General features: G+C 23.5%; 22 protein-coding genes. 11 read left to right on the top strand and 11 right to left on the bottom strand.

Going from position 1 to position 23,945, the window contains the following annotated elements; genetic code table 11:
* Positions 1–35: 35 nt before the first annotated feature.
* Together PWP28_RS07435 and menA are read left to right on the top strand one after the other, a co-directional pair.
* Positions 36–1,064 (top strand): polyprenyl synthetase family protein, encoded by a 1,029-nt coding sequence (locus PWP28_RS07435; protein ID WP_308644496.1) that lies wholly within the window; start codon positions 36–38, stop codon positions 1,062–1,064.
* Between the two features lie 63 nt (positions 1,065–1,127).
* Entirely contained in the window at positions 1,128–2,081 is a 954-nt protein-coding gene (gene menA / locus PWP28_RS07440; RefSeq protein ID WP_308644497.1) for a 1,4-dihydroxy-2-naphthoate polyprenyltransferase, read from the top strand.
* Positions 2,082–2,112: 31 nt separating this feature from the next.
* Here menA and PWP28_RS07445 read toward each other — a convergent pair whose 3' ends face one another.
* Positions 2,113–2,871, bottom strand: coding sequence for an N-acetyltransferase (locus tag PWP28_RS07445; RefSeq protein WP_109604810.1), 759 nt, complete (start codon positions 2,869–2,871; stop codon positions 2,113–2,115).
* Between the two features lie 190 nt (positions 2,872–3,061).
* Here PWP28_RS07445 and PWP28_RS07450 point away from each other — a divergent pair, with 190 nt between their 5' ends.
* Positions 3,062–5,080 (top strand): methyl-accepting chemotaxis protein, encoded by a 2,019-nt coding sequence (locus tag PWP28_RS07450; protein WP_308644498.1) that lies wholly within the window; start codon positions 3,062–3,064, stop codon positions 5,078–5,080.
* Positions 5,081–5,104: 24 nt separating this feature from the next.
* Here PWP28_RS07450 and PWP28_RS07455 read toward each other — a convergent pair whose 3' ends face one another.
* Positions 5,105–5,632 carry a hypothetical protein gene (locus PWP28_RS07455; protein ID WP_305081579.1) on the bottom strand — a complete coding sequence of 176 codons (528 nt, stop codon included), beginning with the start codon at positions 5,630–5,632 and terminating at the stop codon, positions 5,105–5,107.
* A 135-nt stretch (positions 5,633–5,767) separates the two neighbouring features.
* Between PWP28_RS07455 and PWP28_RS07460 the strand changes: the two genes are divergently transcribed.
* Genes PWP28_RS07460 through PWP28_RS07480 form a run of 5 tightly spaced genes read left to right on the top strand, consistent with a single transcriptional unit; the run spans position 5,768 to position 9,932 of the window.
* Complete coding sequence (locus tag PWP28_RS07460) at positions 5,768–7,405, top strand: homocysteine S-methyltransferase family protein (RefSeq protein ID WP_308644499.1); 1,638 nt, start codon at positions 5,768–5,770, stop codon at positions 7,403–7,405.
* 4 nt (positions 7,406–7,409) lie between these two features.
* The gene (locus PWP28_RS07465) at positions 7,410–8,372 is read left to right on the top strand and encodes a hypothetical protein (protein ID WP_308644500.1); all 963 of its coding nucleotides are present in this window, start codon (positions 7,410–7,412) and stop codon (positions 8,370–8,372) included.
* 55 nt (positions 8,373–8,427) lie between these two features.
* Positions 8,428–8,949: a hypothetical protein gene (locus PWP28_RS07470; protein WP_308644501.1), complete on the top strand. Its 522-nt coding sequence runs from the start codon at positions 8,428–8,430 to the stop codon at positions 8,947–8,949.
* Positions 8,946–9,743, top strand: a complete 798-nt coding sequence (locus tag PWP28_RS07475; protein ID WP_308644502.1) for an ABC transporter permease — start codon at positions 8,946–8,948, stop codon at positions 9,741–9,743. The genes PWP28_RS07470 and PWP28_RS07475 overlap by 4 nt, the downstream gene beginning before the upstream one ends.
* An 18-nt stretch (positions 9,744–9,761) precedes the next feature.
* A complete protein-coding gene (locus tag PWP28_RS07480; RefSeq protein ID WP_308644503.1) occupies positions 9,762–9,932 on the top strand; it encodes a hypothetical protein in 171 nt (56 codons plus the stop codon).
* A gap of 27 nt (positions 9,933–9,959) precedes the next feature.
* On the opposite strand, the gene PWP28_RS07485 is transcribed toward PWP28_RS07480, so the two are convergent.
* Positions 9,960–11,561, bottom strand: coding sequence for a hypothetical protein (locus PWP28_RS07485; RefSeq protein WP_308644504.1), 1,602 nt, complete (start codon positions 11,559–11,561; stop codon positions 9,960–9,962).
* 283 nt (positions 11,562–11,844) lie between these two features.
* Here PWP28_RS07485 and PWP28_RS07490 point away from each other — a divergent pair, with 283 nt between their 5' ends.
* Genes PWP28_RS07490 through PWP28_RS07500 form a run of 3 tightly spaced genes read left to right on the top strand, consistent with a single transcriptional unit; the run spans position 11,845 to position 15,421 of the window.
* Positions 11,845–12,954: a hypothetical protein gene (locus PWP28_RS07490; protein WP_308644505.1), complete on the top strand. Its 1,110-nt coding sequence runs from the start codon at positions 11,845–11,847 to the stop codon at positions 12,952–12,954.
* Positions 12,955–12,981: 27 nt separating this feature from the next.
* Positions 12,982–13,884, top strand: coding sequence for an ATP-binding cassette domain-containing protein (locus tag PWP28_RS07495; protein WP_109604800.1), 903 nt, complete (start codon positions 12,982–12,984; stop codon positions 13,882–13,884).
* Between the two features lies 1 nt (position 13,885).
* Positions 13,886–15,421, top strand: a complete 1,536-nt coding sequence (locus tag PWP28_RS07500) for a hypothetical protein (RefSeq protein WP_308644506.1) — start codon at positions 13,886–13,888, stop codon at positions 15,419–15,421.
* A 58-nt stretch (positions 15,422–15,479) separates the two neighbouring features.
* Here PWP28_RS07500 and cmr6 read toward each other — a convergent pair whose 3' ends face one another.
* From cmr6 to cas2, 8 genes are all read right to left on the bottom strand, one after another.
* On the bottom strand, positions 15,480–16,487 hold the full coding sequence (gene cmr6, locus PWP28_RS07505) for a type III-B CRISPR module RAMP protein Cmr6 (RefSeq protein ID WP_308644507.1): 1,008 nt from the start codon (positions 16,485–16,487) through the stop codon (positions 15,480–15,482).
* A 6-nt stretch (positions 16,488–16,493) separates the two neighbouring features.
* Positions 16,494–16,880, bottom strand: coding sequence for a type III-B CRISPR module-associated protein Cmr5 (cmr5, locus tag PWP28_RS07510; RefSeq protein WP_308644508.1), 387 nt, complete (start codon positions 16,878–16,880; stop codon positions 16,494–16,496).
* A 13-nt stretch (positions 16,881–16,893) separates the two neighbouring features.
* Positions 16,894–17,733 (bottom strand): type III-B CRISPR module RAMP protein Cmr4, encoded by an 840-nt coding sequence (cmr4, locus tag PWP28_RS07515; RefSeq protein WP_308644509.1) that lies wholly within the window; start codon positions 17,731–17,733, stop codon positions 16,894–16,896.
* Positions 17,734–17,746: 13 nt separating this feature from the next.
* Positions 17,747–18,778, bottom strand: a complete 1,032-nt coding sequence (gene cmr3 / locus PWP28_RS07520; RefSeq protein ID WP_308644510.1) for a type III-B CRISPR module-associated protein Cmr3 — start codon at positions 18,776–18,778, stop codon at positions 17,747–17,749.
* On the bottom strand, positions 18,779–21,184 hold the full coding sequence (gene cas10, locus PWP28_RS07525; protein ID WP_308644511.1) for a type III-B CRISPR-associated protein Cas10/Cmr2: 2,406 nt from the start codon (positions 21,182–21,184) through the stop codon (positions 18,779–18,781).
* On the bottom strand, positions 21,184–22,533 hold the full coding sequence (cmr1, locus tag PWP28_RS07530; protein ID WP_308644512.1) for a type III-B CRISPR module RAMP protein Cmr1: 1,350 nt from the start codon (positions 22,531–22,533) through the stop codon (positions 21,184–21,186). Before cmr1 ends, cas10 begins: the two co-directional genes overlap by 1 nt.
* 18 nt (positions 22,534–22,551) lie before the next feature.
* Entirely contained in the window at positions 22,552–23,268 is a 717-nt protein-coding gene (gene cas6, locus PWP28_RS07535) for a CRISPR-associated endoribonuclease Cas6 (RefSeq protein WP_308644513.1), read from the bottom strand.
* A 112-nt stretch (positions 23,269–23,380) separates the two neighbouring features.
* Positions 23,381–23,644 (bottom strand): CRISPR-associated endonuclease Cas2, encoded by a 264-nt coding sequence (gene cas2, locus PWP28_RS07540; RefSeq protein ID WP_308644514.1) that lies wholly within the window; start codon positions 23,642–23,644, stop codon positions 23,381–23,383.
* Positions 23,645–23,945 lie beyond the last annotated feature (301 nt).

Raw genomic sequence — 23,945 nt, forward strand, 5'->3', positions numbered from 1 at the left:
AATAAAAGCGTGTTCATTATTAAAAGCACAAGAAAGTGAACACGCTTGTTTTTAATTCAAAAGATATAGAAATTGGTGATGAGATGAGTAAATTTTGGAAGGATTACCCTGATATTGAAAGGGAATTAGAATATGTTAAAGAAACTATGCTAAAAGTCAGTAAAAGTAGTGAACAATATCTAAACAATTCTTTTGATTATCTGTATTCAACAGGTGGAAAAATGTTGAGACCAGCTTTTTTAATAATTGGAAGCTTGTTTGGAACTAAAAATGTTGAAAATGCAGAAAATATACGTCAACTTGCAGCGGCTATAGAAATGTTACATTCAGCAACATTGGTACATGATGACATAATAGATGAATCATATCTTAGACGTGGTAAGGAATCCATACACTCTAAATATTCTAAAGAATATGCAGTATATATGGGAGACTATCTTTTCAGTCAATGCTTTTTAATGCTTTCAGAATTTGATATATCTCACACTTTACTAAAAGAACTTGCTAAAGGGATTTCAATGATTTGTAAGGGTGAAATGATACAAAATCAATATAGATACAATTTAGATATATCTGTTAGAAAGTATTTAAAAATAATTAGTGGCAAAACTGCTGCTTTATTTGCAGCAAGTCTTTCAGCTGGGGCAAATGAAACAGATTTAGATTCAAAACAAATAAAAAAAATTGCAAAAGCTGGACATCATATTGGAATGGCTTTTCAACTTACAGATGATCTTTTAGATTATAAGAGTGATGAAAAAACTCTTGGAAAAGAAGTACAATCGGATATTTTGAGAGGATATTATACTTTACCCATAATACTTTCATTGAATTCAGAGTATTCATCGGATATAAAAAAAATATTATTAAAAGATACTTTAAAAAAAGAAGATATTTCGCTTTTAATTGAATTAACTCAAAAAAGTGGTGCTATAGACAAAACAGAAGAAATGGCTGAAAGATATACTAAAAAAGCTATAGAGGATATACAAGGACTTCCAGATTCGAAAGGGAAAAATATTCTTCTTGAAATAATTCCAAAACTATTAAAAAGAAACTATTAAAATTGGTGATACCATTAAGGTATTACCTTTTTTAATATAATAAATCTTATGAGGTGTTTTTAAATGACTATAGAATCATTTTTTAAGGTTGTAGAAATACAGACAAAACTTGCAAGTGTTTTTCCTTTTATAATAGGAATATTATATTCTTATTATATGTATGGAATTGTAAAACCATTGAATATAATTATTATGTTTATATCTTTGATATGTTTTGATATGGCAACTACAGCAATAAATAATTATATGGATTACAAAAAAGCAATAAAAAAAGAAGGATATGGATTTGAACATCATAATGGTATAGTGAAATATAATCTAAAAAAAAGTGAAGTAATTACAACTATACTTGTTTTAATTATAATAGCTGTTTGTGCTGGAATATACTTAACCTATCTCACGGGTTGGATAACTTTATTCATAGGTGTAATATCTTTTATAACGGGAATATTATACTCTTTTGGGCCTATTCCAATATCAAGAATGCCTTTAGGAGAGATTTTTTCTGGATTTTTTATGGGATTTATAATATTATTTTTATCTGTGTATATAAACATCTATGATATGAGTCATATAAGTATGAGGATAGAAAACTGGAATATAGTTTTAAACTTAAATATTATAGAAATAATAAAAATTTTTTTAATATCTATGCCACTATTTTTTTCTATATCAAATATAATGCTTGCAAATAACATATCAGATCTAGAAGAAGATATAGCTAATAAAAGATATACACTTCCGTATTACTTAGGAAAGAAAAATGCTTTAAATTTATGGAGAAATCTTTATTATATATCCTATGCAGATCTTTTAATATTAATGATTTTAGGATGGATGCCTTGGACTACAGTCATAGGACTTGCAACCATAATACCTGTAACCAAACATATAGGATATTTTATGAAAAAACAAACTAAAAAAGATACATTTATATATGCAGTCAAAAACCTTGGATTAATAAGTATATCTTATATAATAAGTTTAATACTTGGAATATTTTTCAAATCAATATAAAAAGACGACTGAGATAGGATAAAATCCAATCTCAGTCATTTTTTACCATATAATAATAATTATAAACAGTTTTATAACCAAGTTTTTCATATAGTTTAAAAGCCGATTCATTATCAGATAAAACTTGCAGATAACTCTTTCTATAACCTCTTTCTGAAGAATAATTGAGAATGAAATTCATAATATATTCTCCATGTCCCAATCTTCTAAAATCTTCATTTATAATTAAATCAAAAACACCAACAAATTCGCTTTCAAATACAGCCATTGCAATTCCAATGATATTTTCATTTCTTTTCAATATTATATATAATGATTCATTCAGCATTTTTTCAAACATTTTCTTTGCAGTAGATCTTTGCTCTAAATTTAAATTTTTCATATTGCAGAAGATTTCAAACCATTCTTCATTAAACTCTTCAAAATAAACAAGTTCAGAATCACTTTTTTCTTCAAAAGAAATATCATCATGACTTATATGAAGCAACTGTACATCTGACTTTCCAATAGGAGTATAATCATGAGATTCAAGAAATTCTTTTATATAATGAGTGCTGTCTGTCAATTTGAATATAGGTCTTAGATTCATTTTTTCATAAATACCTTCGCATTTTTTTAATTTATACTCTAAGTCATCGTTGCTATCATATAGAATATTTACTGAGTTTGCTCTTTTTGTAAAACCATTGGAAAATCTAAGAAGCCATCCATCCATATAGTACTCATTCAATGCCGGCCAGGCATTAAGTGTTACCTGCTCAAACTGTTGAATAAAGTTTTCTTTTAACATAAATCCTCCTTAGAATAATCATTAATATACATAAACAATTATAACACTATTAACATAGATTTTAATTCTCAAAAATAATTAATAAACCTTGAGTATACATAAATACAAAAAGAAATTAATGATTTATATCTTTTTAAGTAATTTATAGTATAATATATTTAAATTATATTTGGATGGGGAGGAATATAAAATGGGTATAAACTTTAAAACACTCAATAAAAGAATCCTTTTTTTAATACTTGTTTCAGTAATTTCATCATTCGCTATTTTGGGGATCGAAATATCTATAAATGCTAAAAGAGAACTGACTCCATTGATAGAGGGATTTGTGAGTGAAGTTGTAAATGCAAGAGAAGATGAACTTGAGAACTTTGTATTGGCAAGAGTAGATGATTTAAAACTTCTTGCAAATTCAGATGAATTTATTTTAGAAGATAAACTTGGTATGATTAAAGAAATGAACAATTTAAATAAATACAGAGATAATATATACAATGATTTATTTTTTGTGAATAAAAATGGTAGGGGATTTACTGCAACGAATAAAGATATAAACTTAAGCAATATGAATTCATATACAACATATATGAAAAGCAAAAAAATGAATATAAGTAATGCTTATAAATCTTCATTCAACTCAAAAAATGTATTTGCAATTTTTCAAGAAGTAAGAAATGAAGATGGTGAAATTGCTGGTACATTGGGAGTAGAAATATCACTTGAAAAATTAAAAGATTTTACGCAAGGAATAAAATTAGGCGATGCAGGATTTCCTATGATTATAGATGGAACGGGAAAAGTTATGTATCATAAAGAAGAAAAATACATAATGAGCTTAAATTTAATGCAATCTCAAGAAAAAGGATTTTCTGGTTTGGAATCCATAGTATCAGATGTAATAAGTAAAAATTCTGGACTTAATTTATTTGAAGATGAAAATGGAAATAAATACTTTGCTGCTTATAAAAAAGTAGATAATACTCCTAATTGGGTTTTTGCATTTTATATGCCAATAAGCCAGTTCAATGAAGTTGTCAGAGAATTATATAAAGGAAATACCTTTATAACTCTCATAATACTTGGTATTATAGTAGGAGTTTCATTCATAATAAGTAATTCAGTTTCAAAACCAATAAAAAAATTATCAAATATAGTTGATAATCTATCCGAAAAAAACTTCAAAGAAATAAATAAAACAGAAATAGATGAATATTTAAAGAGAAGAGATGAAATAGGATCTATATCAAAATCAGTAAATAAATTGGTTGATACTTACACAAATTTAATAAATGAATTAAGAGACTCTGCAATGACATTAAATGATTCATCTAAGAGCTTAAAAAAGAGTTCAGATATAAATCTAAACATGTCTAAAAAATCACTTGAAAAATCAGAACATATAAATGATAATATAGAAAATTCTTCATCTTCAATAGAAGAAGTTAGTTCAAGTGTTGAAGAAGTTGCAGCTTCAGCACAAACCGTGTCTTTATCGGCTCAAGATTTGAGCGATTATTCAAAAGATGTATATGAATCCACAAAAAATGGTGAAATAAGCATAAAAGAAATAGTTAAATTCATAAGAGATGCAGATAATCAATCAAAAGATACATCAAATATAGTAAATATAGTCTGGGAAAAATCACAAAATATAGGTGAAATAGTTGAAAAGATAGACAGTATAGCCGATCAAACCAACCTTTTGGCTTTGAATGCTGCAATAGAAGCAGCTCGTGCAGGTGAAGCTGGTAAAGGATTCTCAGTTGTTGCAGAAGAAATAAGAAAACTTGCAGAAGAAAGTAGTAAAACTACAGTTGAAATAGAAGGTATATTAAAAGATATAAAAGATGGAGTAAAATCTGCAGATGTTGCAACACAAAAAACTGTTGGAATAGTTGAAAATATATCAGAAAAAGCAGATTCAGTGGAATCACAATTTGCTTTAATAAGAGAAAAAATAATGCAAATAGATAATATGATAGAAAATCTCACAGCAACCAGTGAAGAACAAAGTGCAAGTACTGAAGAAATTTCAAGTGCAGTTGACACATCTTCAAAATCTATATACAGCATAAAAGAAGATATGGCAGAACTTCTAAAAACAATAGAAGAATCAGCTGAATCATCTGATGAACTCGAACAAAACAGCTCATATCTAAAAGAAATATCTGAAAAATTAAAAAACATAGTCGACACATTTAAAATATAAAAAAGAGGCTTAAAGCCTCTTTTTTTAATGTAATAAAGCTTTTATGACAATAATTCCAGAACCAATTGCAATATTTATAAACCCGACCTTTAAAGCCCTTTTCTTATCATTATACATATTCTTTCCAGTCAAATAACCATATAAAAACAAAGCAAATATACCACCTAATTTAGTCAATAAAAAAACATTCTTTCTACTAAAATCGAATATATGAGCCAATATAAATACTAAAGTTGGGATTTGAGATCCTATGATTACAGGAATTGTTTCTTTAAAAATCTCTTTAACTTCATCAAATATTAAACGTCTTTTTTTTACAAATAATGCGGCTATTATTTCCGAATAAAACTCTGCAATAACTATTGCAAAAGATGTAAAAATAATAGATAAGACAACTTGTAAAAAAGATGAATTAGTATTTTCTTCCACTATTATAAGTGCATATATAAGGATAGTACCATAAATAGATTTTGAAATAAAATTTTGATTATTAAGCTTCTCAGAAGATTGAATCTTATCTTCTAATTTCTTCTCTATAACCTTTTTTTTCATAAAACCCTCCTCCATAATAGTTAAAACTATTATAACATTAAATAATAATATTTACTTAAATCAAAAAATATATAAAAATTTGTTAAAATATTTATATAGATCTTAAAAATGAGATTCAAGGAGAAGTGAAAAATAATGTTTTTAGAAGATAAAATATATACATTAGAAGGATCAAATAAAATTATTCAAAATTCAGAAATATTAAACATTGAAAATCCAGAAAAAATAATTCAAGCCCATAAAAATAGTATAAAAAATGGTGTAGATATAATAAAGACAAATACATTTCAAGCTAATAGATTAAAAATTTCAAAAACAAAATATACAGTAGAACAAATAATAAAATCAGCTATTGAAAATGCCAAAAAAGCTAATGCAAAACATATAGCCATTAATATAGGACCTATAGAAAAAACAAAAGAATCATTTGAAGATTTTGAAATAATATATAATTTATATAAAGAACAAATATTATGTGCAGAAAAGTATGGCGTAGATATGATATATATAGAACAAATGTCTTCTTTAATACAAGCTAAAGCAGCTATAATAGCCTCAAAAGAAAATTCAAACTTGCCAATATTATGTAGTATGCAATTAAACGAAAATTTAAAAACTTCTAAAGGAACAGATATAATAACAATATCAAATGTATTGAGTTCATTAAAAATAAATGCTATTGGATTCAATTATTTATCAAAATCTGATCAGATTATAAAAATAATAAAAGAATTTTTAAAATATACAAATACACCTTTAATAATAAATCCAAGTATTGAAAATAATATAAATTTGAATAAATATGAAGAAATAATAAAAAAAGGAATTAAATTTATTGATAGTACTCATTTTATATCAAAAAATAAAACAAAAGAATTATGTCAATATATAAAAGACAAAAAATATAAACCAAATAATGCAGAAGAATATACTGCTACATCCTCTAATTCAAAAACAGTATTTCTTGGACAAGGTTTAAAATTGATAGGAGAAAGAATAAATCCTGCGGGAAAGAATAAATTACAAAATAGTATAAAAAATAAAAATTATGATGAAATAATAAAACTTGCTTTAAAACAAAAAAATGAAGGTGCTGATATACTCGATATAAACGTATCTGTCAAATCAACAAATGAAAAAGAAAATATGGTAAACATAATAAAATCAATACAAAGCACAGTAGATATACCATTACAAATAGACTCTATGAACTCTGAAGTTATAGAAAATGCTGTAAGAATATACAATGGTAAACCAATAATAAACTCTGTGAATGGAAAACAAAGCTCTATGGATAAAATATTTCCAATAGCTAAAAAATATGGTGCATTAATAATTGCCTTAACTTTCGATGATGATGGAATACCAAAAACCATTCAAAAAAGAGTTGATATAGCTGAAAAAATAATAAAAGAAGCTCAAAAATATCAAATAAATAAAAAAGATTTAATATTCGATACTCTCGCATTAACAGCTTTATCCCATCCAGAACAAACACAAAAAACATTAAAAGCATTAAAAATAATAAAAGAAAAATTCAAAGTATGTACAACACTTGGAATAAGCAATATATCATTTGGACTTCCATATAGAAAAGTCATAAATTCAACATTTCTTGCTTTTGCATTGACAAATGGAGTAGATGTTCCCATATTAAATACAAAAGATGAAAAAATAATAGAAACGATAAACGCCTATAAAGTACTGTATAATCAAGATAAAAATTCAAAAGAATTTATAAAAAAATATTCACAAAAAAATAATTGGAGTTGAAAATATGATACTAAGATTTATCGGATATCTTTTACTCACAATAATACCAATAGTTCTAATGATTGTAGAAATAGTACTTTCAAAACAAAGTAATATATTTATAAACATATCTGCAATTATAATGATAATAGGTATATTAATAAATATGATAGATGAGATAAATCATATATTATACAATTATTTTAGAAGTTTCTTTAAAGGTTATATAATGACATTCTTTTCTGTAATATTTGGAACACTCATAGCATATTTCATAGAAAAAACAACTGGTATGGGAATAGTTACTTCTGCGGCACTCAGCGCTATAATAGGTAGTTTCATATTTCCAACTTACTCTGTTGCTTTTTATTCAGGATCTTTTATAAGTCTTATATCTCCTACATTACAATACGATTTTTATCATCTCTTATTTGCGAGTATATTAACCTCAGCTGTATTTATACTGACTTATGGAGTTTATGATGGATATGGAGGAAAACTTGGAGCAAAAGCATTTGCCGGGTGGTTTATTCTATCTGTAATATTTAAAATAGATATATATAACAATAAAGTACAAACAAATATATCCCCAATATTAATATTCATAATAGCTTTTCTCTCCTCATACATAATATATAAAATACATGGAAGATATGATAATAGAACTGTGCTTTATTCAGGTATAATGAGTTTTATTGGAAGTATAATATTTTCAATAATATTTAAAGATAATACTTCAATAATACTATCAAAGGTACTCATGGCAGCTTCTTTTGCTGGAATGTCAAAAACTGAAAGAGTATATAATAACTATTATCAATTATTTATATCATTTTTTGTAGCATTACTTTTCTCATTTACAGCATCAAACTATGTTGGTGCTGGTGGAAAACTTGGAGCATTGGCATTTGGCTGTGTAATAGGAACTATGGGTATTATAAAAGCGGTAGCAAAAATACAATATATACTAAAAAATAAAGAGTCTTAAGACTCTTTATTTTTTTACCCTTGACTTTTACCTTGTTGGAAAGTGTATAGTTGAAATGAAACAAAAACTATCTCTTGCAACAACCTTAATTGGAAATCCAAATATTATACTTATGGATGAACCATTTCTTGGATTAGATTTAGAAAGCAAAGATATAATGATAAAAACTATAAAAAATTTATTAAAAGAAAAAAAATCTATAATCATAACGAGTCATGATATGGATATTATGGAAAAACTATGTCAAAGAGTTATCATACTCCACAAAGGAGAAATTCTAATAGATGAAACTGTAAATACATTAAAACAAGATTTACTAAATTCTAAAAGTTATACCATAGAATATAAATTTAATAATTATAATTTAATAAAAAATGAAATCCAAAAAAATAAAAACATAATAATAGAAAATTTTGATAAAAACAATTTCAGTTTTTCTGGGTATAAAGATAAAAATTTATTTTATGATGTAATAAATATTCTAAAAGATTTAAATGTAGAAATAATATCCTCCAAACAAAAACTTCCAGATCTAAAAGAAATATATTTAAATATTACTAAGGGGTATGAATTATGAAATATATAAATTTTTTAATTCAAGAAATAAAAAACATTTTTAAAATTAATTTTATAAGATATAAAATGTATACATTTACAAACTTTGCAATAACTTATCTAATATTTGCGGGTATATTTAATGGAATAAATGGACTAAATAATAGACCATTAAATAACATAGAACAAACATTGTATATAATGGGATATATGATGTGGATGTATACAATGTCAGGCATAAATCATCCTGCCAATGAAATACTTTATATGAGACAATCCGGAATACTTGAGAGATTATATTTAGGAAATTTTTCATTCATAACTGTTCTAAACACAAACATAATAGCAAATATAATAAATCAATCAATAAAAGTTTTTACAATAGGATTAATAGGCTTTTTAAGTTTAAAACCAAACATAAGTGTAGAAATAATACTAAAAAGTATTTTGATATTCATACCTACAATAATGGGAGTATACGGAATAGGAATAATGTCTTCAGCTTTAGTGTTAAAATTTAAAAGAATAGGACAATTAAATCAACTATTGAGTTATGCTTTATTGTTTATAAGTGGAATATTTATTCCTTTCTCAAAATTGCCATTAACCATTCAAATCATTTCAAAGTCTTTTACACTTGGACAAGGAGTAGAATTAATACAAAGTTTAATAATTAATGATAAAACAAATGTTTTTTTAAGTCAAGACTATCTCCTTTTGTGGATAATAGCTATATTTTGGATTTTTTTTGGAATTATAACATTTTTAATAATAGAAAAATCAGCTAAAAAGAAAGGCTCTTTAGTTGGATATTAAATAAATGGGGGGATTTAGATGAACACTTTAAATATAATTCTTATAATATTCTTCATTGCTATAGCCATATTTTTTATATACAGAGGAATAATAGCTATTAAACAAAAAAGAATAACAAAAAAAGATTTCATAATTAAATTATTGATGTTTATAGCGATATTTTTAATCATTTTCTTTTTAACTAATTAAAATAGATAGGTGTATTTTATAATACACCTATCTATTCAATAAATTTAAAATGTTAAAAAAAGACTCTCTTTCAAAATCTTCGAAACACCAAAAAGATATATAACAAAAGATTCTATTCAGTTCAAGAAAATCAGCCATAACTTCTATAGCCTCTTTCCAATTATTTTCATCATAATTGTTAAATAAATCTATCAAATTAAAATGAAATTTTATATTTTTATATCTTGAATAATTCCTTATAAAACCATCCATTAAAGATCTTTCGGTATTAGAAATATTCAAATATAAATAATAAAAATTATCTATGTTTAATTCATTGAATGTTAATTTTATCAAATCTTTTCGAGCTTTAAAAAATGGAATAGGCTCAAAAACAGCAATAAAAAAATCCATAAATATATAATTTGAACTAAAAAAATTAATTAAATTTGAATAATTATCTCTCATTTTATATATATCAGAGATATTAAAAAATTTTTCATCCAAAGACATATAAGTAAACAATATATTATTCCATAAATCAACTAAATTGTATTTTTTTAAAGAATAAATTGAAAATTTATCTTCTATATCAATTTTTATTAATTCACAATTTATACAGTTAGGATTAGAAGTCTTAAATTTTATATCATAAGACTTAATAATTCTTTTTAATGTATACGATTTTATAAAAGAAACTTCTTGATTAATAATCCTTTTTAAAGTATTTTTTGGAAAAGAACCATTGATTTTTAGAAATTTATTTAAAAAAGAAGATAAATGTTTTGTTGTTTTATAAGATTTTTTTTCTTTAGAAAAATATAATTTTTGAATATTATAAATTTTCTTATCAAAATAATCAGAACTTTTAATTTTATCTTTATTTCTAAGTATTAAAGAAGAAATCTTATGAATATTTAAATTATTGTACTTTTTATAAACTTCAAATATAGTAAATAAATTATCAAAAATAATAGATATATTTTCATAATAAAAACTTGAATAAAACTCAAGATCTTCTGATAAATCAAAAATTCTCTCATTAGAAATATTCAATGAATACTGACAAGCTAAATCTAAACCTATTAATATAGCGGTTGGGTGAGGGTACTTTTTACCTTCTTCCGAGCCTTTTATATATAATGAAATTGCTTTTTTATAATTTTTTAAATTCACTTGCTTTCTTGCTTCGGCAAAAAGCTTAAAAGCCTTACTTGAAGACCTATTTTCATACTCTTTACTCCAACTTCTCAATTCTTTAACTTCATAAGTATTCAAAATACTATAAAAATTTTTCATTCCCGTATTTATAAAAGGTCTCAAATACCTTGGAAGTAAACAAAAATTTTGTCTTATTTCATTATACATATCCATCATTTGTTCATCTTCATTAAAAGTATTGTAAATATGGGCTTTTGTAAACAAAGCAATAGTTCTTAAACTTTTGTTTTTATTAATATTTTTAGAAGTTTCATTTAGAACTTTATTAATCTCTATTAATGAATTCTTTTCATCCAAAACCCACTTATACTTCAAACTCTTAAGAAAACTTTTAATTAAATCATCATCTTCATAGAAAATAAAAAAATTTAAAAAAGGAAAAGAAATAGAATCATAATTTAGAACTTCAAAAAGTTTTTTCAAATTCATTTAGCCACCTCTTAATATATAAGTAATTAATTTACAAAAAATTTACTTACATAAAAAATAAAAAAATAAAAAGTCTTAAACACCTTAATAAAAGATAATTTCAAAATAATAAAAAAAAATAATAATTAAGTTAGTTAAAAATAGTTTTAATTTTTTAAAATTAAACAACTTTAAAATAAGATTAGATGATTATTTAAAAAAAATAAATTAACTTGCAAACCATATGATAAATGATAACATATTATTATAATAAAGTAAATATATTATTTTTGGAGGCGAAAAAATGAAAAAAACATTAATATTAATATTTTTGACAACGATTGCAACTATTTATGCTCAAAGTCTTGATATATTGATGTATGATTTTGATTTTCAAAATCTTTTAAAAAATAGTTCAAAAGAAGTTCAATACTTTGGTGATTTAATAAAAAGATGGAAGATGGGTACACAAGTACGATCTTTAGAAAATCTAAACTACACCGATGAAGAACAAAAAATAATAAATATTCTTGAAACTGCTAATCCAAAAGAATTTTTAAGTTTAATAAAGAGTACTAAAAGTATATTAAATGAAGACTCCAAAATAATAAATAGTTTTTATTTATACATAAATGGAGAATATTATAAAAATACCAAAGACTATATTCTAGCCAAAGACATATTATCCATATCTGAAAAATTAAATAATATAAATAATAAATTAACCCCAATAACTATATATTATAAAAACTATTCTGGGATTTATTCAGAAATTGTAGATAAAGAAACTATAAAAAATGAATTATTATATGGAATAAATGAATATCCAGAAAATAAAGAAATAGTAGAATTATTTGTATATTATTCTCATAAATATGATGATTTTGAGAATATAGAAAAGTTGTACAATATATATTCAAATTTTGAAAAGAAAGATGAATTAACTCTTTTATATATAGCAGATATATTTAAAGATATTTCTCAAAAAGAAAAAAGTAAAGAAATATCCTTAAATCTTATAAAAGATGAAAATGAAAATATAAAAAGAAATGCTTATACAATTTTAGGAGACATAGAAGATGATTTAAATATAAAAATAGAATATTATAAAAAAGCATCTGAATATTCTACCGATGATTGGGAACTTTTTAGAAAGTTGGGATTGGCCTATTATGAAAAAGATAAAAAAGAATATTCTAATATGATTAGGGTTCTACTTCTTCAATCTCTCGATATTAAACCAGATCAAGAAGATATAATTCCAATAGTTAATGAATTAAGAAAAGAGTTAGTGATGGAAAACTTTATAAAATATTTTTTACCTCTGATTTTAATTACTTTTATAGGCTTATGGTTGATATTTAAATATGAAAAAAAGAAAAAAGAGAAAGAAAAATATATAGATAAAGATTAATTATTAATAAAAATTTGGAGTGGTAAAATGAGACTTGAGACTATAAATTTAGAAAAAAATTATGGATTTAAAACAGCACTTAAAGAAACAAATATAACTTTTGAAAAAAATGGAATATATGGATTGTTAGGACCTAATGGAGCTGGTAAATCAACTTTGATGAAAATAATATGTGACATTATAAAACCAAGTTTTGGAGAAATATTGTTTGAAAATGATAATAAAAAAGGAAGAAAAGAATTAAAGAAAATTTTGGGTTATTTGCCACAAGACTTTGGATTATTAGATGAATTAAGTGGTTATGAATTTCTTGAATATCTTTCTGTATTAAAGGGAATAAAAAAAAGTGTATATAAAAAAAGAATAAATGATCTTTTAGTATATATGAATATATTTAATGTAAGAAATAAACCTCTTATAAGTTATTCTGGAGGAATGAAACAAAGAATAGGAATAATACAATCATTGTTGAATAATCCTAAAATTTTAATACTTGATGAACCAACTGTAGGTCTTGATCCTTCTGAAAGAAATAATTTTAAAAATCTTTTATCTGAAATTTCTTCAGAAAGAATAATAATTTTATCAACTCATATAGTAAGCGATATAGAAAATATTGCAGATGACATAATAATGATGGATGAAGGAAGTATTATAAAAGAAGATAATTATTCTAATTTTATAAAAAGTATAAAAGGGAAAATTTGGAAAAAGCAAATAAAAAAAGAAGATGAAAAAGAAAGAAGTATTATTGAAGATAATTATATTATAATTCAAGAAGTTAATAGAGGTGATTTTTTAGAGTTCAGAATAATTTCTAATAATGAAGTTAAAGATGCAGAAAAAATTTCTGATATTACTTTAGAAGATGCATATTTTTATTATGTGAAAAGTAAAAGTAAAATTTTTAAATTTATGAGGAATGATTGATATGAATAAAATAAATCAGATCCTCACTCTTACAAGATTAGAAGTCTTACAATTTTTAAGAAGTAAAAAATTTGTATATATAACTTTATTAACAATATTTTTTGGAATGTTGACTATAGCTCCAGATGATTCTCCAATACATATATTAAATTCTCATAAAAGAGGAATATATAATTCTGCATGGATAGGTTTAAAAATGGCATTATTTATAAATTCTTTTTTTTATTTGATTGCTTTTTTCTTTATAAGAAATACTATTTATCAAGATAAGATAAATAATTTAGATGTTTTTATTTCATCTTCAAGTATAGGCAAAGGTTCTTACCTTGTTTATAAACAATTATCAAAATTTTTTATAATGTTTATTATAACATTTATACTGATAATATCAGCAGGATTTATGCAATTATATAGAGGTGAAGACTTAAATATAAATGTCATTAATTTATTTAAAGTTTGGTTTTTTACTTCTCTTCCAGCATTATTTTTTATAGCTTCTTTATCAGTATTATTTGAATCTGTTAAATTTCTTAGAAATATATTTGGCGGAATTGTTTTTATAATTTTGGGACATTATTTATTGTACTATAGTCTAATGCAAGTAAATAATGTAAATATAATAAATATGGATGTTTTTGGTGTTGGATATTTTATCGATTATATGGGAGGATTCATACTATTAACAGATAGAGTTTATGGTACTTTTTTAATTGATAATGTAGTTATAGAACCATGCTATATGTATAGTAGATTGTTTATAATTTTTTTAGGAATTATCATATTAACAATATCTATTTTTTTGTTTAAAGGGATTAAAGATTTTAAACCATATAAGAAAAAGAAATTTGATTTTTTTAAAAATAAAATGACTCTTTTAAGAGATAGAGATTATGTGTTAAAAGATTATGATATAAAGAAATTTATAAATGATCAAGAGACAAAATATAAATTCAATTTTTTTCAATTGGTTTCAAAAGAAATTAATATAATTATTAATAATAAATATGCTTTGACAGTTTTAAATTTAATTTTCATTTTTTTTATTTTTATTTTTCAAAAAAGTGAAACTTATTTTTTTGTATATAATTTTAGTTTTTTCTTAAGCTATTTATATGTTTCAAATATAATTTCTAAAGAATATAAGACGAGGGTTCAAAATATAACCTTTTATATTAATAATTTTTCAAATAAACAATTTTTTGGATCTATATTAGCCGGTTTCATAGTTTTAAATTTAAGTTTATCTGGAATAATAATAAAAAGTCTTTTAGAAGCTAAATACATAGAAATTATATATATTATGATTATAGAATTTATGATTATAATTACAGCATATTTTTTTGGACTAACTTTTAAAAGTACTAATATTTTAGATATAATAGTGTTTTTCTTGGCTTATTCAGCATTTCAGCAAAAAACAGAAATAATATATATTTTGGAAAATAATAATTTTATATATTATTTATTATTTACCATAATTCTTATGTTTATCTCATATTTAATCAGAAATTTACAGATAAGGTATTTTAAGGGATGATCATTTTTTATAGATATTTTGAGTAAGCGATAGTAATAAAATTACTATCGCTTATAAATTAATTTTTAACTTCTTCAAATCTTCCATATCCATTAGATGTTTTTGCACCTAATCCATATATTTCTAAAAATTCTAAAAATAATCCTCTTATTCTTTCAATTGTTTTATCATCAATAGTTTTACTGTTTACTATTAAATCAAATCTAAATTCACAGTTTTCTTCTACACTTAAATAGGACAATGGCGTTGGATTTTTTACATCATTAGGTGGATTATTATTAGAATAATAATCATCAAAATGAGGGGTTTGAATTTCTTCAAATATTTTTGGATTATTTTTTGGTATTGCTTCTAAAAATTCTATTTGTCCACGTTCATCTTGTTTTCCGAAAATTATGGGTATTAATTTTTTTATTTCTTCATTTTCTTCAAATTTATTCATTGTTTCTAAATAATGTCTAAATGCACCTTTTATTACGCTTCCTGGAATTGTAGGTACGGCATAATTTCTATTCCAATAAAATCCTATTTCATCCATAGAAGGTATTCCTGCTCCAATTAAAAAAGGTGTATAATTTTTTGCTATTATTGTTATTGATTTTTTCTTTTGCACATTATTTAATGATTTCAACATATCTTCTCTCAATGGTATTAATTTTTCGAATATTTCATCAACTTCGAGGGCTTTAATATTTTCTTTGTATATTCTTTTGCTGAATTTTTTTTCATCTAATTTTTTTGCTTCATATACACTTTTTAATATATTTAAAGTTAATTTTTCTTCTTTTTTTATTTGTAAATTTAAATTTTTTTGATTACTAACTACTTCAGGTCTTATTTTTGTTATTTGAATTTCTTTTAGTTTTGGATTTACTTTATCTGCTATTTTTTGACTAATTTTTTGTCTTTCCACTTCTTCAAAGCTATTTCTTTTACCTAATTTTTCTAGTTCTTTTTCTATTATTTTAAAGTCATTTTTTAAGTTTTTTTGTATTCTAAAAGATAGTTTATCATAATATAAAGAGGCATTTTTTATTTCTTTGATTGTATCATTATAAAACTTCAAATTATTTCACCCCCTATTTTTTTCCTCTGTTTTTTCATCTTTTTCTATGAATATATCTGCATATCTTCTATACCAATTTGTAAATTCTAACATTCTATCTTGATATTCATTTAATTTTTCTTTTTCTAAAAATTCTAATAGAGATAAAAAGTTATCTTTTTTATCTTTATAATCATAAAATTTTTCAAAAAATTTTGACATATCTTCTAATATATATTTGTAATGATTATCTTTTTTTGCTCTATAAAATACTACTGTTCCATATAATCCGTTTTGTATTATCATTGATCCTAAACTTTTTATTGATGATTTATAATTTGATTTTTCTAGTGTATTACAATGAGATATTACACATTTTTTTGCTAGTTTTTGTATAGATAAATCTCTATTCATATAGCTATCCTCCTTATAAATATTTGATATAAGTAAATCCTTTACCTGTTGTAGATTTACCGCCTATATTTACAAATTGTTTATCTGTTGTATTTGTTAATTTATCAAGTCCATGATCATTTAATAATGTTTTTGCTATAAAGTACATTACTGTATCTTGTGGTAAGTATTCTTCATACCATAAAGCACCTTTTTCTGTTACGCCTTTTTCATTGTTTATTTTTATTCTTGCCATTACTTCTGTAGATCCTTTTATAAAAAATCTAAAATCTTCATCTGATACTATTAATACTTTTTCTTTTAATTTATTTTGTAATATTTCATTTGGTGATATTTCCTTTATTGAATCTAAAAATTCTACTAATTCTTTTGAATATTCTGGAGTTACTTTATATTCTTCTATGTTTATAGATGGTTTATTTGATGAGTAATATTCTTTATCTGATTTTATAGTTTTTAATAAATTACTAACTTTTGCTTCTAAAGCTTCGTTTCCAAGCATTTTAAATAATATGTTTAATCTACTTAATATCATAGGGCATGTAATCCATACAAATCCTTCTGTAATACTTCTTACTGGAAATAAAAATATTTTTGCTTCTGAAAATGATACACTTCCTGATTGATCTTCTGTTCCGTTTTCTTTTGGGCTTCCGAATATTTTTATATCTTCATTTTTTCCAAATGCATCTTCAAATTCATTTCTAAAAGCACCTTTTATTCCTGATATTATAGGAAAGTCTGTATGTACTTCTCTTTGTATTGGTAAATCTACTACTCCTGAATCGAATCCTTTTCCAGCATGTAATTGAGAAATTGCATATAAAAAACCAACTTTACCATTTTTGCTCATTTATAATCCTCCCTTATCTTTTTAATTCTATATATTTTCCAAATCCGTAATAATCATATTCATCTGTTAATGAATCAATTTCACCTTTTGTATAATAACATGATCCTACTGGTACTACTTTTATTAATTCACCTGGTTTGTTTTCAACACCGTTCCAAAAACCTATTGTTTCTGATTTATAATTTGCTATTGCCTGTATATTTTCTGAGTTTTTAGGCAATATTCCACTTTCCATAAAACTAGGAGTTAAGGTATACAATATTTTTTCTACATCATTAACTTTATCGAATATTGTTGTATCTATTTCTATTACTTCAATAGTAGCCAATTTTCCTTTTGTTCCTAATTTTATTGTATTGTATTTTTCTAATAATTTTAAATCATCTTTTTCTACAAAGAAACAAAATCCTGCATTATCTTCAAATCTAAAGTAATTTAATGAATAAAGTCCGCCTTTTTTTGTTCTTCTTTTTCCTTTTTCAAGTTCTATACCTATTTTTCTTTCTATTTTATAAGGTATATTTGTTGGAGAATTTTTTTCTATATCTTTTATGTTTAAGTTTCCAGCTTTTAAATCTTCTAATTCTTTTAAATTAATAAAGTTTTTATTTAAATCATCTAAATTATCCATTTTTTTATATCTTAATCCATTTAATTCTTTTTTACCTATATTAAACTTAATGTTTTTATCTATATAAGCTTTATATATTTGACCTGAACATTTATCATCATATATTTGATCTGAACATTCATTATCATTATCTTTTTCTTTTTTTAATATAGCTGGTTTTTTAAAGAATATATCTATATCATCATTTTCATTTTGTTTGTATAAAAATGGTCCTGTTATGTCTAAAGCTTTTTCTTTCATTAATTGAGATATTTCTTTAGCTGATTTTCCTTCAAAGTTATATAAATTACCGTATAATGCACCTAAAAATGTTTTTATATTTGGAAAATGTGAATCTTCACTTGTAGAAAATGATTTGGCTGCTCTAAAAGCAACCCAATCAAGAGGTTTGATTAATAGTAATTTCTTTTTCATTTATTCACCACCTCTTTTTGGTTTTTTGTATGAATATTCTAATTCTTCTAATATATTTAATATATCTTCTAATTTTAATTCTTTATCGTTGAATAACTTTAATAATTTTTGAGTTGGTTTTATCAAAGTTTCTAAATGCATTCTATCTTTTAATATAAATGGTATTACTCTTTCTATAAATTCATAATCTTCTAAAACTCTTTCTTTATTTGAAAAACATAGAGTTTTATATTCTAATTTTAATCTACTTATAAAAGCTTGATTTGATTTATCTATTTTTTCTAAGTTTTCCATTAATTTATTTATATCAGTTATTATATCTTTTGAAGCATTTGCATGTTGTAAACTCCATTTAGATTTAGCTGATTTTATTTTCCCAGATCCTCTTATAGAAGCTATAGCAAATGAATCCCTCTTATTATTTTTAGCTATTTTTTCAAGTTCTCTTGCTTTGTTTAATGCTAATTTTAAATTATATTTAGGATTAAATGTCAATAATCCAGCACTCATAGTTGCTTTATAACCCATCATATTTGAAATCATTTTTCCATCTTTGTACATATACCCATTATTAAAAGTAAGATTTTCTAATTCTAAGTTGTCTATACCAGAGTATGCTTTTCTTATATCATTTGCTGCTTGAATTAATTTATTAGAAGGTAATATAGCAAGTACATCATCACCACCAGCATATATAAGCGTTCCATTATACTTTTTGATTATTTTTGGAACTAACTTTGAAAAATTATTCAATATTCTTGATATTGTTCTTTGATAAGATGGTATTGTAAACTTTATATCTTTTAATATTTCTAAATATTTTTTATCTACTCTATCAAGGCGTGGGATTGCTTTTTCATGTAATCTTTGATAAAGACATGGAGCTTTTTTACCAGAAATCCATTCTCCCATTTTGTCTCCATCCATTAATAATATTGCTGCATTGTAATCTTTAGAAATTTCTTTTATATCATCATCTTTAGTTGATTTTAAACCTTTTCCTGCTTCTTTATAACCTTGTTTACATAAATAATTTGGTAAGTATCTTTTTATCAATGTAATAGCCGATATGTTTTCTGTTTTTTCTTCTCCATCATGTAAAGATGTTTCTTTTATTAATGCTTTTTCATTACCTGATATAGCGTCTCCAGGATTAGAGTTTGATTCTATATGACCTATAAAGTCTCTTGTAGCTTTTCTAATACCTGACTTTATACCTAATAATTCTGTATTATATGAATAAAATTGATAGTCTTTAACGATATATGTGTCTTTAAGATTTTCAAATGTATTTTTTAATGGAGTTATATCTTTTCCTGTATAATCTTTGTATTGATTGTTTAAAGTATTAAAATCTTCTATATTTTGAATTGTTGATACAATAGTAGGAAATTGTTTTATTTGATTTTCAAATTCTCTTATTATTTCTTCTTTACTCATTCCATGCTCTGTAATTAATTCAAAACTAGCGTTTTCTTTTAATTCATCTAAGGTATTATTTTTTATTTTATCCAAGAAGAAGTTTATAATGCTATTTCTTTCAAGTAATATCCATTCTTCAATTTTATTAACAACTGCTGAAGCTTCTTTTTTGGGTATTAAAAAAGTAAATACATTTGGGAGAGATGCAACGGCTGGATCTACTTCCATTGAATCTGTATAAAAACCTAAGTCTTTTGCTAAGAAATAATTATCTCTCATTGAAGGAAAGATTATACTGTCATATCCATAATTTTGTCCAACATATTTAATTCCTTGATAGGTTAAATAGGAAAGTAAATAACTACCATTTCTAAGATCTGATAACTTTCTTCCTGCAGCAATAAATTCTTGTACAGGTCCAAGTGAAATCATAACTATCGAATAATTATCTGTAGTTACACTTGAAAATGCTGCTGTTGTATCTAAATGATCTATTATTGAAATATCTGGTACTCTTGTATCAGCAGGTAATAAATATGATTGTTCTACTGACTTTGGTAAGTTCCACCATATGTAATTGTATAATTTTTTTGAATCTCTATTATCATTTATATCTAGATCTTCTTTTTTTATATATTCTTTTATTTCTTCATAAAATTTGTCAGATTGATTGCATATATCTTTTTCATTTAATTGAGTAATTATTTCATCTCTACTTACTTTTTCTCCTGTTAAAGGATGAATTATATAAAATTCATCACTATTAACATAAATTCTTTGATTAGGTGAATTTGACTTTTCATTTGGAAGAGGTATTCTTTCTATAGAACTTGCAATTATATCTGAGCCAGGTTTTTGTGGCGTTATATTTAATTCTGAAATTCTTTTATTTTGTAATTGTTCATGAGTTTTTATTGTATATACTTTTTCTACTGGATCGTGTAATAAAGCATTTATTTTTCTATGCCAAAAGTTAGTATCCATTACTTACCTCCTTCTTCTATCATTTTTAAAGTTTTTAAAAGTTTCATGATTTTAAAAGCATTTTCATTTCCTTTAACATCAATTTCTGTTCTTTTTTGATTAAATTTAATATCATTTATTTTTTCACCATTTCTAAAAGTTTTACCATTAGTAATTTTACTTTTTATTAAAGTTATTCTATACTTATATTTACCATTTTCTATATATGTTTTTATAAACATTTGAGATGCTTTTCTTCCATCTGTATTAGATAAAGTATATTTATTTGAGTTAAGCCCATTAAAATGATCTTTACCAATTTTATAATTTATTGGTAAACCCAAAAATGATTGATCAAATTTAATGGATGGCTTTTTATGATCTTTTATAGCATATATAGCTTTTCGAAATGAATCTTGACTTAAATCTGTATTTAATTTTATTTTTTGATTTTCTAAAATATATTTACCTCTAAGAATTTTTTTCAATTTTATATACATTCCTATATTCAAATTTAATGAATTCTCATAATTTAAATTTTTGGCTTGTGGATCAGGTTTATATAGATAATCATATAGTTCGAGAAATGTATCGAATGAAAAATATGAATTTAAAGAACTATATTTATTGTTAATTAATGTTGGAAATGTTGGACTAAAAGTAAATTCTTGTATATCATAACTAATATTATTTAAATTGAAAAAATTATTTCTAATTTTTTCATCTTTAAAAATTCCAGTTTTCTCAATATAATTTATTTTCATATCTTCTATTAATTCTTTCAAATAAATTTCTAAACAATTTATTATACTTTTTATATGATTTTTTATTTCAAAGTTATCATGTTTTATAATTTCAAAACTTCCAAATCCTTTTCTTGTTTTAGCTCCAAATCCACCTAAGTAAGAAGTTAAGTTTAATAAATAAAACAAAACTTTATCTAAACCATTTATATTTCTTTTAATTATAAATTTAATATTGATTTTAGAATTTTCTTTTAAGTAATATCTATTTTCTTGTCCGTATAAAGCATATTCATTATATTTTCCATTAGTCAAAAACTTTCCTGTATTATCTGAAGTATCTTTTATATCGAATTTAACAATAACATCAAATGGTGATTTTATTTCTGTAGATCCAAATATATAGCTTTCAATATCTTTTAATAGTTTATAATTCCATTCACAGTCTTCACCTTTATTTTTTGGATTTCCTTTATTATCTACAATATTTACAGCTCTTGGTAATACAGCTCTAAACCAAAATCTAAGAACCCCTCTTACGCTTTGAGGAGTTAAAGAAAATGAGTTATCTCCTCTTCCTGAAAACATAGGTGATATAGTTCTAATATCTATATCTATCTTTTTCACTTAATGCACCTCCTTGAATTATATAGTTTCAATCATTCCAAATCCTTGTGAATTTCTTAAACCTAATCCCCAATCAAATGCTAACTTTAATACTTCTTTGTTGCCATATATCTTATAAGTCCCTTCCCACGCTTCAAATAAAGCTTTTTTGTATTTAACTACTCTTTTATTGCTAAGATTTATTCTTTGAGGAACTATATTAAAAGAATCAGTATTTAATCCTAATAACTTACCTTTTGTATTTATGTTATATTTTATTATTTCAATAAATTCTAAATCTTTTGGATTATATTTTATTATTTTCCAAGTTTTATTTTCATTTTGAAATTTTTCATATACTAATATTGGAGATAATGTTTTTATTAATGCATAATCACTAAAAGTATATTTTAATCTTCTAATACTTTTTATAGTTAAAAAGTTATTTCCTATTCTAATATTAGATAATTCTATTAATTGATCTAAAAATTCTTCCAATAAATTTTCGTTAGGCGAAGAAAAATATATCCAAATTTCATCACCAAAATAAATTTTTTTATTTTTTACTTCATATCTTTTACAAAAAATTTTAGAAAAAGAAAATGGTTTCATATTTTTTGAGTCTGTCATTTCTCCTTCATCATGAAATCTATCGTATTTTTTAGTAATTAAGTTATAAAATAGTCCTTGTAAACAATATTGATAAGATATAGGTAAAACAATATTTTTTCCTGATAAAATTATTTTTATTCTCAATTTAATCACCTGATATATTAAAATTTAATTTTATATATATATTTATTATATCTTTTTATGATCGAATAACAAAATGTTATATAATAACAATATTTAGTAACTTCAGGAATTATTAGATAATATTTTCATATTTGTTTTTTTCAATACCAAAAACATTAAAATCTATATTTTTTTTAGTATATGTTTCAAAACAAATTATGCTATCTTCATCTTTCTTTGTTATAGAGTTTATATTATTTTTCATTTCTTTTAATTTATTATTAGTTATATACCCTTCAAAAGCAGAATTTTGAATCCAATTCAAATATTTTTTTAAAAGTTTATGTACTTTACCAACTCTTTTTGTATTTACATCATATACAACGATTACGTACATATTTGATTCCCCCCTTTAGATTATTATTGATAATAAAAAAACAGGCTTTAAGCCTGTTTTTTTATTCAAATTATTAATAGACAAAATTATATAATTTTTTGATTTACAAATAATTTTAAATAAATTCATGAAGGATATATGAGGACCCTTCTTCATACAAAGTGCTTTTTTCACTCCTTAAACAGTAGAACATTCTCAAAGACATAGTAAAAGATTGATGGAAATGACTGTAAAAATAATAAGAATTATAGGAGAAAGAAATTTTTTACCTGAGGTAGAATTGGAAAAGGAATATGTTAAA

The sequence above is a fragment of the Oceanotoga sp. genome (assembly GCF_030445905.1).
Taxonomy (GTDB): domain Bacteria; phylum Thermotogota; class Thermotogae; order Petrotogales; family Petrotogaceae; genus Oceanotoga; species Oceanotoga teriensis.